We start from the raw sequence: 15,353 nt of genomic DNA, 5'->3' as shown, positions 1-15,353 counted from the left end.
ATTGTGGACTACATTGATTACTACAACAATAAACGAATTAAGATAAAACTAAAAGGACTCAGTCCTGTGCAATACAGAACTAAATCCTTCGGATAAATTAATTGTCTAACTTTTTGGGGTCAGTACATTCCTAGGCTTTTTTGTTTTTGCTTCTAGTTTCCAACTAGTTGAAAAAGCGTTATAATGATAGTAAAGAGTGACTTAGTTGTAAGAAAGAGAGAAAGACGATGGCTTACATTGAAATGAAACACAGCTACAAGCGCTATCAGGTCGGTGACACGGAGATTGTGGCTAATCGTGATGTGAATTTTGAAATTGAAAAGGGGGAGCTGGTTATTATCCTTGGTGCTTCTGGTGCTGGAAAGTCAACGGTTCTCAATCTCCTAGGAGGTATGGATACCAATGATGAGGGAGAGATTTGGATTGATGATGCCAATATTGCTGACTACAATTCCCACCAACGAACAAACTATCGTCGAGATGATGTGGGCTTTGTTTTTCAGTTTTACAATCTAGTCTCCAATCTGACAGCCAAGGAAAACGTGGAGTTGGCCTCAGAAATTGTAGCGGATGCCTTGGATCCAGAGGAGGTGCTCAAAGATGTGGGACTAGATCATCGCCTCAATAACTTTCCAGCCCAGCTTTCTGGAGGGGAGCAACAACGAGTTTCCATCGCACGCGCAGTAGCCAAGAATCCTAAAATCCTCCTTTGCGATGAACCGACAGGTGCCTTGGATTACCAGACGGGCAAGCAAGTCTTGAAGATTCTCCAAGACATGTCTCGTCAAAAGGGGGCAACAGTGATTATCGTGACCCACAATAGCGCGCTAGCTCCTATCGCAGATCGGGTGATTCACATGCGTGATGCTACGGTTAAGAGCGTAACAATCAATGAGCATCCACAGGATATTGATACATTGGAGTATTAGCATGAAAAAAACATACCGAAAAGACTTGCTCCAGTCGGTGATTGCTTCCAAGGGACGCTTTGCTTCTATCCTGACCTTGATGATGCTGGGTTCTTTAGCCCTAGTAGGACTCAAGGTGACTAGCCCAAATTTGGAACGCACGGCTGAGAATTATCTCCGTAAAGCCAATACTTTGGATCTGGCAGTGATGGCTGATTATGGCTTGGACAAAGAAGATCAGGAGGAACTAAAGACCCTTCAAGGAGCAAGTGTCGAGTTTGGCTATATGGAGGACCTAACAGTTGAAAAAGGTGAAGAGGCAGTTCGACTTTATTCCAAGCCAGAGAGCATTTCAACCTTCCAAGTGACAGAAGGGCGACTTCCAGAGACTGATGGGGAAATTGCCTTAGCTGATTTCTGGAAAGACCGCTATCAGATTGGACAGACTATCACCTTTAGCAAGAAAGAAGAAGGGAAGACCGTCATAAAATCCCAATCTTTCACCATTACTGGATTTGTTCAGTCGGGTGAGATGTTTTCTCAAAAAGACTTGGGAGGGGCTAGTAGTGGAAATGGAAGCTTGGCTGGTTATGGGGTGATATTAGCCAGTCAGTTTGATACAGAAGTGTACAGTATTGCGCGTGTGCGCTATGATGATTTAAAAAATCTGGATGCTTTTTCATCAGACTATGGGATGAAACAAGATCAACATCAGAAAGACTTGCAAGACTTATTGGCTGATAATGGTCAAAAACGATTGGCCAGCATCAAAGCAAATGGGCAAAAGAACTTGGAAGGTGGAAAAGAACAGCTCCAAACAGCTGAAAGGAACCTTCAAAAAGGCAAGAGTCGGTTAGAGCAGGCTGAAAGTCGATTGAAAACTCAAGAAGAACAAGTGACCACTTTACCAGAACCGCAAAAGAGTCAAGCCAAGGAGCAATTGACAAAGGCTAAGGAAGAATTGGCTACAGAAAAAGAAAAACTGGCTCAGGCAGAGAGTTCTCTAACTAAGGAAAAAGAGAAGTTTGAACAACGTCAGAAAGAGCTTGATGAACTGGTAGAGCCGACTTACCATGTATACAACCGCCAAACCATGCCAGGTGGTCAAGGCTATCTCATGTACAGTAACGCTTCAGCAAGTATCCGTTCTGTCGGGAATATCTTCCCCGTGGTACTTTATATGGTTGCTGCAATGGTGACCTTTACAACTATGACTCGCTTTGTGGATGAAGAGCGTACCAATGCTGGTATTTTCAAGGCCCTAGGTTACCATAACCGAGATATTGTTGCCAAGTTTGTTCTCTATGGTTTTCTTGCAGGAACTGTAGGAACCCTTATAGGAACGTTTCTTGGACATTATCTCCTTGCAGGCGTGATTTCGGATGTTATAACAGTTGGACTGGTCGTTGGTAAAAGTCAGGAGTATTTTTACTGCTCTTATAGCCTCCTTGCCCTAGCCTTGAGTTGGGTATCCAGCGTTTTGCCAGCTTATCTGGTGGCGCGGAGAGAATTGCACGATGAAGCGGCCCAACTTTTGCTTCCCAAACCTCCCGTTGAAGGCTCAAAGATTTTGCTGGAACGCCTGAGTTTTATTTGGAGTCGTTTGAGCTTCACTCATAAGGTTACGGCGCGAAATATTTTCCGTTATAAGCAACGAATGTTGATGACCATTTTTGGAGTTGCAGGTTCGGTTGCTCTCCTATTTGCAGGTCTTGGCATTCAGTCTTCTGTGGGAGGAGTTGTGGAACGTCAATTTGAACAAATCCAGCAATATCAGATAATAGTGGCAGAAAAGAGCAGTGCGAGTGAGAAAGAAAAAGCAGATCTAGAAAGTGCCTTGGAAACTGAGCCTATCCATGCTTACCAAAAGATTTACTCTAAATCCATTGAAAAAGATTTTAAAGGAAAAGCAGGACTTCAGACTATCACCATAATGGTCACAAGCAGAGAAGACTTCAAGCCCTTTATCGCATTACAGGAAAATGGGCAAGAGGTGGAGATCACTGATGGAGCTGTCGTGAGTCAAAAACTAGCTCAACTAGCAAGAGTTAGGGTTGGAGACAAGCTAGAGCTTGATGGGAAAGAAATCAAGGTCGCGGCGATTTCTGAAAACTATGTTGGACACTTTGTTTATCTCAACCGAGAAACTTACGAACAAGTCTACGCCACCAGTCCACAAGATAATACCTACCTAGTAAAATTAAAAGATTCAACACCTTCCAATACGGAGAAAGAAGCTGCTACCTTCATGGGAAAAGCTGCTGTTTCTGGGGTGGTCCAAAATGCAACGGCTATCCACCTCTTTGAATCTGTAGCCAATTCTCTCAATAAAACCATGGCAATCCTCGTCCTTGTTTCCGTCTTGCTAGCCATTGTCATTCTTTACAATCTCACCAATATCAATGTGGCAGAACGTATCCGTGAACTTTCGACCATCAAGGTTCTCGGTTTCCACAATAAAGAAGTGACCCTTTATATCTACCGCGAGACCATGGTGCTGTCCCTTGTGGGGATTGCTCTCGGTTTGGTAACTGGCTACTATTTACATCAATTTTTGATTCAAATGATCTCACCTGCCACCATACTTTTTTATCCACGAGTCAGCTGGGAAGTCTATGCTCTTCCAATCGTCGCAGTGACTGTAATCTTAGCTTTACTGGGTCTCTTTGTCAATCACCGCTTGAGAAAGGTGGATATGCTAGAAGCCCTGAAATCAGTAGAGTAATTCAAGGCTTTAAACAGTAAATCAGTTGACAAAGTCTCAGCTTCTTGGTAGAATAAGAACTGTCATAAAGACAAATAACTTCTTCTTGGTTACAGGCATGCCAACCTGTCACTCGGATGAAGCCAAATAAAAAGGAGAAACATCATGGCAATCTCAAAAGAGAAAAAAAATGAAATCATTGCACAATATGCACGTCACGAAGGTGATACAGGTTCAGTAGAGGTTCAAGTTGCTGTCCTTACTTGGGAAATCAACCACCTTAACGAACACATCAAACAACACAAAAAAGACCACGCTACATACCGTGGATTGATGAAGAAAATCGGTCGCCGTCGTAACTTGCTTGCATACTTGCGTAAGAACGACGTTAACCGTTACCGTGAGTTAATCAACTCTCTAGGACTTCGTCGCTAATCTTGCGTCTAAAACGTTTCTATACTTCGTTGGCTTCGGCTCGATGTACCATTAGTACAATCTTCGCCTCGTCGCCTAGTCTATAAACGTTTTATCCAGCAAGACTGGAGCTCTCTGACTTCAGAGGGCTTTTTATGTTGTCACCGTACCTCGATATACTCAAGTATTATCTTCGGTTACGGTTCCTAGCACTGTAAGGTAAGTAAATCAGATCATCTCCCTTTGGGGAGATTTTTTTGTTTTTATCAAGTGCTTAGTCCGTGTTCAATTGAGCAGATCTTGATAATAAAGCTACTCTAAATGGGTAGCTTTTTCGCTATAGGATTATTCTATTATCAAAATATAGTATAAATTAGGGCTTGCATTCAAAACATGGTATAATAGGCCTATATAGCTAAATGAAGTAAACCTAACACTAGGGATTGAGAAAAAGGATAGAAAAGTCATGTCAACAGTAAAAAGTGATCTAAATCTGGCTCAAACGTATGCGAGTCAGCTGAAAAATGCTTGTCAATCGTTAACAGCAATCGCTATGGCTAGTCAAGATGACCTAACGACTCTTCAAGGGAATAACAAGGCCCATCAATGTCTGACAAAGGATCAAAATCTAGCTAGTCAGATTTCGGCTGCTGTAACCCTAACTTCAGAACGACTGCACTCTGTAGCGAGTGATTTTGAGGCGCTAGATGAGGCTGCTGCAAATGATTTTAGGAGTAATGCATGAGCAAGTTAGATGAGTTGAAGAAAAGAGAGCGAGACCTCTTGTACCAGCTAGAAGACAATGGAAAAGAGAAGTACCGCACCAAAGAACTGATAGAAATCTTTGAAGGATATGATAGAGCTAGCCACCGTTATCAAAGTGATTTGTGGGAGGCGGCCTATCAGAGTCGATACGCAGAACAGTTGGAAGAAACGCTCCTGCAAAGAAACCAACTCAAAAACCAAATCCTTGAGGATCTCACCTACCACATGGATGATTTGAAAAAAGAAAAGTTCCGGTTAGAGGGAGACTTGGATGAGGTTTACTATGAAAGACGCAAGGAACTAGAAAGAGAGGAGGAGACACGTCATGGGCATTGATATGTACTTGGAACAATCACAACTACAAAGTTCGAGTGTAGCGACCATGTGCCAATCACAGGTGGAGGCTTATCAAGACTTGCAATCAGCCATTCAAAAATTTTCAGAGGATACGGAGAGTCTAAAGGGAGATGCTTATGATTCGGCTAGAAGTTTTTTTGCAAGTGTCTTACTGCCCCTGAGCAAAGGGGGACAGCTCTATGCCGAGACCTTCTCTCAAGCCATCAAGAAATTACCAGAAGACTACCAAACGATGGTCGACAGCAAGAGTTGGCGCGAGGATGATCTGCTTGATAAGATCCGCCAGGAAGAGCAAATGATTGCCTATTTATATGAAGTCAATCAATCCTTCTCCACCTTGAGCCTAGATAGCGAAAAAAAGGGGAATAATACGGAACTCATACGAGGTCACCAGGCTAATAAACGCGTCTATGAAACAATTTTGAGAGACCTGCGAACCTATGATAGCTACTCAGGGGGACTGTTCGATGATCTAGACAGTATCGATGTGCAACTGAGTCGTGGACTGGCCCAGATTGAAACGAGTTGGGATGCAAAGACAGGGGTCTTTAAAGTCCCATCTGACCTGACTTGGGCCAACTACCTGACTGCCTATTCTGATACAAAGGATTTGAAGCTCAGCCGTCAAGAGAAAGCCTTTGTCCAGACTATGATGGCAGAATACGGCTTTGATGTAGAGACAGCCCAACAGCTCTTGACCATCAAGCAAGGAATAGATAAGAAATTCCCAACCTCTAGTCAAGAGTTTCGTGACTATATCTTTTTGCGAGTCGTCGGTGCTGCAAACTATGATGGGTTTAAGTGGAACGAAACGGCAGGTGGATTGTGGCCATATTTTTATAATGAATTTGTGAGTGATCCGCAGACAGGCCAAAAATGGAGAACGTTGAAACCAATTCTTGAAATCTTTCAAGAACTGGGGTTGAAAGAAGAGAAGGCAAAAGAACTGTATTATAACCTTAGACTGCAGCATACACTAGCTGGTGGAGGGAATTCTTCAACTAAAATGAGAACTGACACTCCAAAAAAATATAAGTTGGCTAAAAGTGAATATAAAGAAGCTTACGGTAAGGTGGATGATTTTGATACGTTTTGGGATAGCAAACTAAAGTCATACTCTAACAATGGAGCGGGCCACGCAGACTTTACCCACCAGTCCATTACTATGGCCACTAATCTTAATCCTAATCAAGTTCAGTTATCCGACGTCTATGGCGGTAGAGAGCGTGTCAAGGACCTTTCAGGCTGGGAGGGAGACACGACCTTTAATGCAAATGATATGAAGCCAAGTATTGGTGAAGATGACTACAAGGCGGATTTGGACTCAGTTAACCTCATCGGTCGTATGCAAAAGGGGCAATCCTATGACCAAGCAATCTCTTCTTACTATGCTGATCTACAAAAAGACTCTTCTCAGAGAGAAAGGGAATTCTTAAAAAATAAGGATTGGAATAAAGTCAGGAATACTATTTATGATAGTTTGCGACCAACGGATATTAAGCTAGATGGAGAGAATGCTCTTAAAGCATATATTGAAAGTAACTATCCAGATGTATCTACATTTTTAAATCGCTTGGAAGTCGTGGCGGATTAGGAGGATGATGATGAAAAAAATATTAGGTTTAGTAGCGTTTTTTGTACTAATTGTTTTATCCTGTTTCTACTTTTTTATTCATCAACCTAAAAACATTTTTGATGAAATCTACCAAGAAACAGAGAAGACTTATCTTGGTAACAATATTTTTAACCAGTTGAAAGACGTCGAAGTACATAAATATCAAGAGTATGATGATGATTCTAAATTTTATTCTTATGTACTTTATAAAAAACAGAAAACTCCACATGACTATAAAAATATTGATTTAATATTTCATTTTACAAAAGATACAAATACAGTCTTCGTTTCTTTTGAGAAGGAATTAAGTAATGAGTTAAGAATTTTCATTTTTGGTAGGTATCTTACAAAAGAAAAATTATTTCAAAAAAATGTACAGCTACTCATAAACCAAGATGGAACTGATAAATCTATCGAAGACGAAGCTCAGGTGAAATCCTACCTAGAGCAGTACGGCATCACTGCTAAGGACTTGGATTCTTACTACGACGAAATCGTCAACCAGAAAGTCTTGAAGGACTGGTGCTCGATTTATGACAGCAAGTACTCGCCAACAAATTATGGTGATGTCAAGGTTGAAACCCAGTGGGAGAATTGGTGATAGTATGAAGAAAATCCTTGGTTTAGTAGCCTTATTCGTGATAATCGTATCATCTTGTTTCTACTTTTTTATCCATCAACCTAAAAATATCTTTGATGAGATTTATCAGGAGACGGAGAAAACCTATCGGTCAAATAATATTTTAAGAAACATAGATGGATTTAAAATCAGAGCAGTTTGGCCAAGTGATGACCCCAATATTTTGTATACTCCGTTCGGATTATACAACAAAGAGAAAACACCGTCAGATTATTCTGAGATAGAAATTGGTTTTAATTTTCGAAACTCACAGAAGGTTTTGTTCATTTACTCTGAAAGAAGACTATCTTCTAATGTTAGTGTGAAAGTATGGGGAAGCTACAATTATAAATTAGGTGTTTTGAGTAAAGAAGTTACTATAATAAAAAAAGAAAATAATTCCAAAGTATATATTGATGAGCAATCAGAGGTAAAATCATACCTAGAACAGTACGGTATCACTGCCAAGGATTTGGATTCTTACTACGACGAAATCGTCAACCAAAAAGTCTTGAAAGACTGGTGCACGATTTATGACAGCAAGTACTCGCCAAGCAACTATGGCGAGGTGAAAGTTGAAACCCAGTGGGATAATTGGTGACAGGCCATGCAGACTTTACCCACCAGTCCATCACTATGGCTACTTATCTAAATCCTAGCAGTTTCCAGTTATCCGACGTCTATGGCGGTAGAGAGCATGTCAAGGACCTTTCTGGCTGTTAGGGAGACAGGACCTTTAACGCTACGGATAAGAAACCAAGCATTGGTGAGGATGACTACAAGGCTGATTTGGACTCGGTCAATCTTATTGGTCATATGCAGAAGGGACAATCCTATGACCAAGCCATATCTTCTTACTATGCTGATCTTCAAAAAGACTCCTCTCAGAGAGAAAGAGAATTCCTAAAAAATAAGGATTGGGATACAGTCAGAGATACTATTTATGATAGTTTGCGACCAACGGATATTAAGCTAGATGGTGAGGATGCTCTTAAAGCATATATTGAAAGAAAATATCCAGAAGTATCGACATTTTTAAATCGTTTGGAAGCATTAGCAGATTAGGAGGAAAAGTTAATGAAGAAAACACTCGGTTTAGTAGCCTTATTCGTGATAATCATATCATCCTGTTTTTACTTTTTTGTGCGTCAACCTAAAAACATTTTTGATGAGATTTATCAGGAGACGGAGAAAACCTATCGATCAAATAATATTTTAAGAAACATCGATGGGTTTGATATTAAACCAGTCTGGCCAAGCGATGGAGAATTTTTAAGGTATACACCTTCAGGAAATTATAAAAATCTTCCGGAAGGTTATCTTGAACTAAGAATTGGATTTAGTTTTTATTCTGAAGATGAAATTGGTTCGATATCATTTGAAAAACGTATAGAGTCCAACATGAAAATAAAAATATGGACTGTATATTCTCATAAAGACCGTACTTTAAAAAAATCTGTAAAAATAGGTTTAAAGAAAGCAGATACGGAAACTTATATCGAAGACGAGGCTCAGGTGAAATCCTACCTAGAGCAGTACGGTATCACTACCAAGGATTTGGATTCTTACTATGACGAAATCGTCAATCAGAAAGTCTTAAAAGACTGGTGTACCATCTATGACAGCAAGTTCTCGCCAAGTAATTATGGGGATGTCAAGATTGAAACCCAGTGGGAGAATTGGTGATAGGTCACGCAGACTTCACTCACCAGTCCATTACCATGGCTACTCATCTAAATCCTAGCAGTTTCCAATTATCCGATTTCTATGGCGGTAGAGAGCGTGTCAAGGATCTTTCAGGCTGGGAAGGAGACACGACTAAAAATGCTACGGATAAAAAACCAAGTATTGGTGAGGATGATTACAAAGCAGACCTAGACTCGGTCAACCTTATCGGCCGCATGCAGAAGGGGCAATCCTATGACCAAGCCATAACTTCTTACTATGCTGACCTTCAAAAGGATTCGACTCTGAGAGAAAGAGAATTCTTGAAAAATAAAGATTGGAAACAGGTCAGAAGTGCTATCTATGCTAGTATCCTCCCATTAGAGATTATGGAAAAAGGGGATGATGCTATTAAAGCATATATCAAAAGTAACTATCCAGAAGTATCGACATTTTTAAATCGCTTGGAAGCCGTGGCGGAGTAGGAGGATGATGATGAGAAAAATATTCAGTTTATTAGCTTTAGTCTTACCAGTTGTATTATTTTATTTTTACTTTTTTCCTAAACAACCTAACAACATTTTTGATGAAATCTACCAGGAGACAGAGAAGACATATCATACAAATAATATTTTAAGAAACATAGATGGGTTTAAAATCAGTCCAGGTTGGCCAAGTGATGACCCAAATATATCCTATACTCCTTTTGGAAAGTATGAAACTCTTCCCAAAGGCTATAGTGATATAACCATTAACTTTAATTTTGGAGAAGGTATAAAGGGAGTGTTGATTCTTTTTGAAAGAAAGACTAATTCGAATATTACCCTATGGTATTCGGCACACTATAATATGCAAAAGAAAGTACTCAAAAAGGAGCTTGCGATTTTTGAAGAGCCAAGGAAACCAGGTCAATTTATTGATGATGAAGAAAAAGTAAGAGAATATTTAAGAAAAAATAATATTTCTAAAGAAGAATTAGAGCAAGACTACGACGAAATCGTCAACCAGAAAGTCTTGAAGGACTGGTGCTCGATTTATGACAGCAAGTACGCGCCGAGCAACTATGGCGATGTGAAAGTCGAAACCCAGTGGGAGAATTGGTGATAGTATGAAGAAAATCCTTGGTTTAGTAGCCTTATTCGTGATAATCGTATCATCTTGTTTCTACTTTTTTATCCATCAACCTAAAAATATCTTTGATGAAATTTATCAGGAGACGGAGAAGACATATCGGTCAAATAATATTTTAAGAAACATAGATGGATTTAAAATCAGACCAGATTGGCCAAGTGATGACCCTAATATTTCGTATACTCCGTTCGGATTATACAACAAAGAGAAAACACCGTCAGATTATTCTGAGATAGAAATTGGGTTTAATTTTGAATATACATCTCAATTAAGCTCCGTTTCATTTGAGAGGCAAGTAGGACCAAACACGAGAGTTCGCTTATGGAATAAATATACTCGTAAGGATCGTGTTTTAAAGAAAAATGTAAAGATAGGTTTAAAGAAAGCAGATACGGAAACTTATATTGAAGACGAAGATCAGGTAAAATCCTACTTAGAGCAGTACGGTATTACAGCTAAGGATTTGGATTCTTACTTCGACGAAATCGTCAACCAGAAAGTCCTGAAAGATTGGTGCTCGATTTATGACAGCAAGTACTCGCCAAGTAATTATGGCGATGTCAAGATTGAACCCCAGTGGGAGAATTGGTGATATAAAGATTCTCACTGATTATATAAACAGACAGCTCTCTGATTTTCAGAGAGTTTTTTATGTTATCACCGTACCTTGATATACTCAAGTATTATCTTCGGTTACGGTTCCTAGCACTGCAAAATCAACTATATTTATTTTTCTCAGCTTGTTACATAGTCGAAAATATGGTATACTTTTCATGAGAATTTTCTAAATTTTTAATATTCTATCGAAGGAGGTTTGCATGCTTTCCAAATTTTCTGGAAGCCGACAGGACCTGCAATTTGTGTTACTTTTAGGTATTTTGTTAGGTGTTTTAGGGATTTCTCTCTTTCTAGCAGTTTCTATGGGATCTGTTGCGATTGATCTAGAAGATACCTATCGGATTATTTTGAGCAGATTGGGGATTCCTCTTGAGATAGGAGAGGTTTCCAGGTCTACTCTTGCCATTGTGTGGAACATGAGATTCCCCAGAGTATTGTTAGGTCTGATAGTAGGGGCTGGCCTTTCCATGTGTGGTAGCGTGATGCAGTCTACAGTGAACAATCCCATCGCAGAGCCTTATGTCTTAGGAATCTCTGCTGGTGCAACTCTAGGAGCAACCTTGAGCATCATTCTTGGTTTAAAAGTGATAATTAGCCTTGGAGCTTTTCTTGGAGCTATTTTGGCAACAGTCGCTGTCCTCATCATTGCCTCTATGCAGGGAAGAATGACGACTTCCAGTCTGATTTTATCAGGAACGGTAGTCAACGCTCTCTTTCTGGCTTTTTCCAACTTTATCATCTCAGTCGGCGCTAATGCGGACAGTGTGATGACTATTAAATTTTGGACCATGGGCTCGCTAGCCGGGACTACCTGGTCTGACTTAGTCCTGCCAACTATGGTAGTAGGAATAGCCTTTCTATTTTTCTCTACTCAGTATAGGATTTTCAATGCGATGATGATGGGAGATGAGGCTGCTTTAACTTTGGGGATTCCCTTACGCTTTTATTGGTATCTTTATGTGACCATGGTGGCTGTGCTGACAGCAGTATTAGTGGCTACTTGTGGGATTATTGGATTTGTTGGTCTGATTACTCCTCACTTAGCTCGAGGGTTAGTAGGAACGAATTACAGGAGGCTTTTTCCTGTTGCGACCATACTTGGTGCCCTCTTTGTCATCTGGGCAGATGTACTCTCTCGTATCATTATTCAAAACGCAGAGCTTCCTATTGGTATTTTCACAGCCTTAGTAGGTGCTCCCTTCTTTATCTACATTGTTGGAGGTAGGCGAAGGGAGGTGAGGGGCTAATATGGACTTGATTTGTCAAGATATCCATTTTGGACTGGGAGAGAAAAAAATTCTCAGAGGAGTTTCTCTTAAGGTTGAAGGGCATCAATTTCACACGATACTAGGACCAAATGGAAGTGGAAAAACCAGCCTGCTTAAACTCCTCTATCGTCAGGAAAAGGCGGACAAAGGCTTGATAAGCCTAGATGGAAAGCCACTGGAGCATTGGTCACTCAAAGAAACAGCCAAGCAAATGGCAGTTGTCACCCAGTTTAATCAATTGCAGTTTGATTGTACAGTTGAGGAAATCGTCTTGCTGGGCAGAACTCCCCACCTCTCTTTTTTACAGAAGGAAAAGGAAAGGGATTATGCCCTCGTTCAAGATGCTCTCGTCAAGGTGGATATGCTTGAGAAGAAAACTCGTCTCTATTCGTCTCTGTCAGGTGGAGAAAAGCAGCGAGTCTTATTAGCCCGCGCCTTGGCACAAGAACCGACTCTCTTGCTTCTGGACGAACCAACCAATCATCTAGATATCAAGTATCAGCTAGACTTGTTGGCCATTGTAAAGGAGCTCAAGATTAATGTTCTAGCTGTCCTGCATGATATTCAACTTGCTTGTCGCTATTCGGATTATCTCTATCTAATGAAAGAGGGGAAAATCCTTTACCAAGGGACTCCAAAGGAGACCATCACCCCAGAGTCATTGCAAATTGTATACGGAGTTCAAAGTCAGGTTACTTGGACCGAGGATCAGCAAGCCATGATTCACTATTTATAAGAATGAAAAGGAAAACAATATGAAAAAAACACTAAGCATTTTACTCGTAACAGTAGCTACCTTAACCATGGCAGCTTGTGGCAACACTACTACAGAAAAAGCTACCACACAATCTAGCGCAGAAACAAGTCAAAAGGCGAGCACAGAGACGACTTATCCACTAACGGTCAAAACCTATGATGCTAAGGGAAATGAAGTCGAACAAGTCTTTGACAAGGCACCTGAAAAAGTTATCACCAACAATCTGTCAACCACTGAAATCTTGTTGGAGTTAGGGTTGAAGGATAAAATTGCTGGCATGCTCAACCCTGATAATGCCGTAACAGGTAAATACAAGGACGCAATTGCGACTATTCCTCAAATCGGTGATAAAAAAACAGTCTCACAAGAGACTGTCCTTTCCTATGAGCCAGATGCCGTCATGGGTCGAAACATGATGTTTTCTGAAAAATCCTTAGGGGCAGTTAGCACTTGGAATGAAAATAAAATCCCAGTCTATACACAAAAAGCATCTCTTTCAACGATTCAGCAAGATTTGGGGAATATTGTAGAAGATGTCAAAAATCTTGGAATGATTTTTAATGTTCAGGACAAGGCTAATGAGTACGCATCTCAATTACAAGCTAAAATTGAGGCTGTTAAGAAAGCTAATCCAGCAAGTCAAGGTGAGAAGAAAAAGGCTTTGATTATGGTTGCATATAACGACGAAACCTTCGGTGCTTACAAGTCTGCTTTGCAAGAAAGCTTGCTAAATCAACTTGGTTATACCAACGTTGCAACGGGAACATCAGGCTTGACCTTGGAAAATCTCGTGTCAATGGATCCTGAGTTGATTATCTATGTGACCAGTGACCGTAATAAAAAATTGGATGCCAACGCAGTAGAGTTGATGAAGGCAAATGAGGTATTGGAAAACGTTCCTGCAATTAAGAATCAAAAAATCATGACCATCTCTTACGATGAGTTGATGGACTATGGTCCAGCAGTGATTGATTCCCTTGAGAAAATCAATGACTTTATCAATAAATAATGAGTTTGATTGGGAAGGAATCCAAGTCAAAATCAGCCTTCCCTCGACCTATAATCCCAATCAAACCTATCCAGCGATTCTCTTGAATGATGGAAACTTGGATTTCCTATCAACCCTTTCCGAATCTGTGATTTTAGTGGGTTTGACTTCTGAAAATCGCCTAGATGACTACACTCCCTGGAAAGCATCTGCTCTGAGAGATGGAGCTCCAGATTTTGGTGGTCAGGCAAATGCCTATCATGGTCATTTATTTGGAGGTCTTTTAGACAAGTTGCAGTCTCTTTATAGAGTGGACAAAAATCGCCTTGCCTATGGAGGGTATTCATTAGGTGGTTTGGCGGCAGTTTACAGTCTTTTCAGCTTTGATAAGGTCTCCTGTGTCTTCTCTATCTGTGGTTCCTTTTGGTATCCTGATTTTGTGACTTATTGCAAGGAAGAGAAAGTGAGAAATCTAGATTGTTTGCTGTATTTACAGAATGGTCAAACAGAAGGAGCCCATCATGCCAATCGCTTGGCTCAAGCACCAGCCTATGCTGAGCAGATCCATACCAGTCTTCAGAAACGCTATCCGACTGGTCAGTTTGTCTTTGATCCTTATGGACACCATGAGCAAGTGGCTGAACGATTTATAGCCTTTTCTAGCTGGTTGGCTCAAAAATGGGAAATTGAATAAAAGAATTATCCCTTGGCAAAAGTCAAGGGATAATTGTATTTTTTAACCAAGAGCCTCTCTCTTTTTATCTGGATTCCAGACAAAGCTTGCGATGAAGGTAAAGATAATTGTTAGGATACCAACAAGCACTGCAAGGATAAGGGCAGGGATGCGGACAAACCACCAGAGTGGGTTTGGTTTTTTATCGTTGCGCCATTGTTTGGTTTCTTCATCCAAACGTTGGAATTCTGCTTGGATACGATCTGCAACCATTTCGATTCCTTCATCATTCATTTTCTTAATGTCTGAGATATCGATTGGATTTCCAAAGTTCATATCGACACGTTCACGGCTAATCAAGCCTTTCAAGGTCATGGGACCGGTGTAGGTAACCGGCATGATACGGACCTTAGCCATCTTGGCAATCAGAGCAACTCCGCCTTTGACATCTGTCGAGTGGCGACTACCACTAGGAAACATGATAAGGGAACGGTCACTTTTTTTGAGGACATTGATAGGGTATTTGATAGCAGAGGCGCTAGGATTTTCCCGGTCGATAGGAAAGGCCCCACACATACGGATCCACCAGCCAAAGATGCGGTTGTTAAACAGCTCTTTTTTGGCCATAAAGATGAATTGTTTTGGTTTGGTCGCAAAAGCCATGTAAACTGGATCCCACCAAGTCCGATGAGGTGCTACGAGGATATAGTTTTCATCTTGGCTAGGGATTTTATCAGTATTGTGATAGTGGGCATTGCCATTGATGGACCACAAGATCAGCATGACTAGTCCACGCAAATAAGTATAAAACATGAGATCTCCTTCGATTGTATTGCTTTTATTATTATACCTTATCGAAAGACTACTGGCA

Annotated in this window: 18 protein-coding genes and 1 pseudogene; 18 read left to right on the top strand and 1 reads right to left on the bottom strand. The window is 40.6% G+C overall.

Annotated features, from left to right (window positions below; translation table 11 throughout):
• The 18 genes and pseudogenes from DF216_RS07820 to DF216_RS07735 form a co-directional block, all read left to right on the top strand.
• Positions 1-96: IS3 family transposase (locus DF216_RS07820; RefSeq protein WP_164979025.1), on the top strand; the 96-nt coding region annotated here is incomplete at its 5' end.
• A 131-nt stretch (positions 97-227) separates the two neighbouring features.
• Positions 228-929: an ABC transporter ATP-binding protein gene (locus DF216_RS07815; protein WP_129326486.1), complete on the top strand. Its 702-nt coding sequence runs from the start codon at positions 228-230 to the stop codon at positions 927-929.
• Positions 925-3,633: an ABC transporter permease gene (locus tag DF216_RS07810; protein WP_164979027.1), complete on the top strand. Its 2,709-nt coding sequence runs from the start codon at positions 925-927 to the stop codon at positions 3,631-3,633. The genes DF216_RS07815 and DF216_RS07810 overlap by 5 nt, the downstream gene beginning before the upstream one ends.
• 144 nt (positions 3,634-3,777) lie before the next feature.
• Positions 3,778-4,047 (top strand): 30S ribosomal protein S15, encoded by a 270-nt coding sequence (gene rpsO / locus DF216_RS07805; RefSeq protein WP_001018251.1) that lies wholly within the window; start codon positions 3,778-3,780, stop codon positions 4,045-4,047.
• A gap of 445 nt (positions 4,048-4,492) precedes the next feature.
• Positions 4,493-4,771, top strand: a complete 279-nt coding sequence (locus DF216_RS07800) for a TIGR04197 family type VII secretion effector (protein WP_129326484.1) — start codon at positions 4,493-4,495, stop codon at positions 4,769-4,771.
• Complete coding sequence (locus tag DF216_RS07795) at positions 4,768-5,127, top strand: hypothetical protein (RefSeq protein WP_129326483.1); 360 nt, start codon at positions 4,768-4,770, stop codon at positions 5,125-5,127. The genes DF216_RS07800 and DF216_RS07795 overlap by 4 nt, the downstream gene beginning before the upstream one ends.
• Positions 5,117-6,742 carry a T7SS effector LXG polymorphic toxin gene (locus DF216_RS07790; protein ID WP_129326482.1) on the top strand — a complete coding sequence of 542 codons (1,626 nt, stop codon included), beginning with the start codon at positions 5,117-5,119 and terminating at the stop codon, positions 6,740-6,742. Before DF216_RS07795 ends, DF216_RS07790 begins: the two co-directional genes overlap by 11 nt.
• A 10-nt stretch (positions 6,743-6,752) precedes the next feature.
• Positions 6,753-7,364: a TipC family immunity protein gene (locus DF216_RS07785; RefSeq protein WP_129326481.1), complete on the top strand. Its 612-nt coding sequence runs from the start codon at positions 6,753-6,755 to the stop codon at positions 7,362-7,364.
• A 4-nt stretch (positions 7,365-7,368) separates the two neighbouring features.
• A complete protein-coding gene (locus tag DF216_RS07780; protein ID WP_129326480.1) occupies positions 7,369-7,983 on the top strand; it encodes a TipC family immunity protein in 615 nt (204 codons plus the stop codon).
• A gap of 2 nt (positions 7,984-7,985) precedes the next feature.
• Positions 7,986-8,447: pseudogene (locus tag DF216_RS11055) on the top strand (hypothetical protein); the annotation flags it as partial.
• A 12-nt stretch (positions 8,448-8,459) separates the two neighbouring features.
• Positions 8,460-9,068 (top strand): TipC family immunity protein, encoded by a 609-nt coding sequence (locus DF216_RS07770; RefSeq protein WP_129326479.1) that lies wholly within the window; start codon positions 8,460-8,462, stop codon positions 9,066-9,068.
• Positions 9,065-9,532 (top strand): hypothetical protein, encoded by a 468-nt coding sequence (locus DF216_RS07765; RefSeq protein WP_129326478.1) that lies wholly within the window; start codon positions 9,065-9,067, stop codon positions 9,530-9,532. The genes DF216_RS07770 and DF216_RS07765 overlap by 4 nt, the downstream gene beginning before the upstream one ends.
• Positions 9,533-9,542: 10 nt before the next feature.
• Complete coding sequence (locus DF216_RS07760; RefSeq protein ID WP_129326477.1) at positions 9,543-10,151, top strand: TipC family immunity protein; 609 nt, start codon at positions 9,543-9,545, stop codon at positions 10,149-10,151.
• Between the two features lie 4 nt (positions 10,152-10,155).
• Entirely contained in the window at positions 10,156-10,770 is a 615-nt protein-coding gene (locus tag DF216_RS07755; RefSeq protein WP_129326476.1) for a TipC family immunity protein, read from the top strand.
• A 226-nt stretch (positions 10,771-10,996) separates the two neighbouring features.
• Positions 10,997-12,043 (top strand): FecCD family ABC transporter permease, encoded by a 1,047-nt coding sequence (locus DF216_RS07750; protein WP_129326475.1) that lies wholly within the window; start codon positions 10,997-10,999, stop codon positions 12,041-12,043.
• A gap of 1 nt (position 12,044) precedes the next feature.
• Complete coding sequence (locus DF216_RS07745; protein ID WP_129326474.1) at positions 12,045-12,800, top strand: ABC transporter ATP-binding protein; 756 nt, start codon at positions 12,045-12,047, stop codon at positions 12,798-12,800.
• Between the two features lie 19 nt (positions 12,801-12,819).
• Entirely contained in the window at positions 12,820-13,830 is a 1,011-nt protein-coding gene (locus tag DF216_RS07740) for an ABC transporter substrate-binding protein (protein WP_129326473.1), read from the top strand.
• The gene (locus tag DF216_RS07735) at positions 13,811-14,503 is read left to right on the top strand and encodes an alpha/beta hydrolase-fold protein (protein ID WP_129326472.1); all 693 of its coding nucleotides are present in this window, start codon (positions 13,811-13,813) and stop codon (positions 14,501-14,503) included. The genes DF216_RS07740 and DF216_RS07735 overlap by 20 nt, the downstream gene beginning before the upstream one ends.
• Before the next feature lie 42 nt (positions 14,504-14,545).
• Here the strand turns inward: DF216_RS07735 and DF216_RS07730 are convergent, their stop codons facing one another.
• On the bottom strand, positions 14,546-15,295 hold the full coding sequence (locus DF216_RS07730; RefSeq protein WP_129326471.1) for a lysophospholipid acyltransferase family protein: 750 nt from the start codon (positions 15,293-15,295) through the stop codon (positions 14,546-14,548).
• Positions 15,296-15,353: the final 58 nt, after the last annotated feature.

It is taken from the genome of Streptococcus oralis (assembly GCF_004127215.1).
Classification (GTDB): Bacteria; Bacillota; Bacilli; order Lactobacillales; family Streptococcaceae; genus Streptococcus; species Streptococcus oralis_BD.
This window is presented reverse-complemented; position numbering and strand designations above follow the sequence as displayed.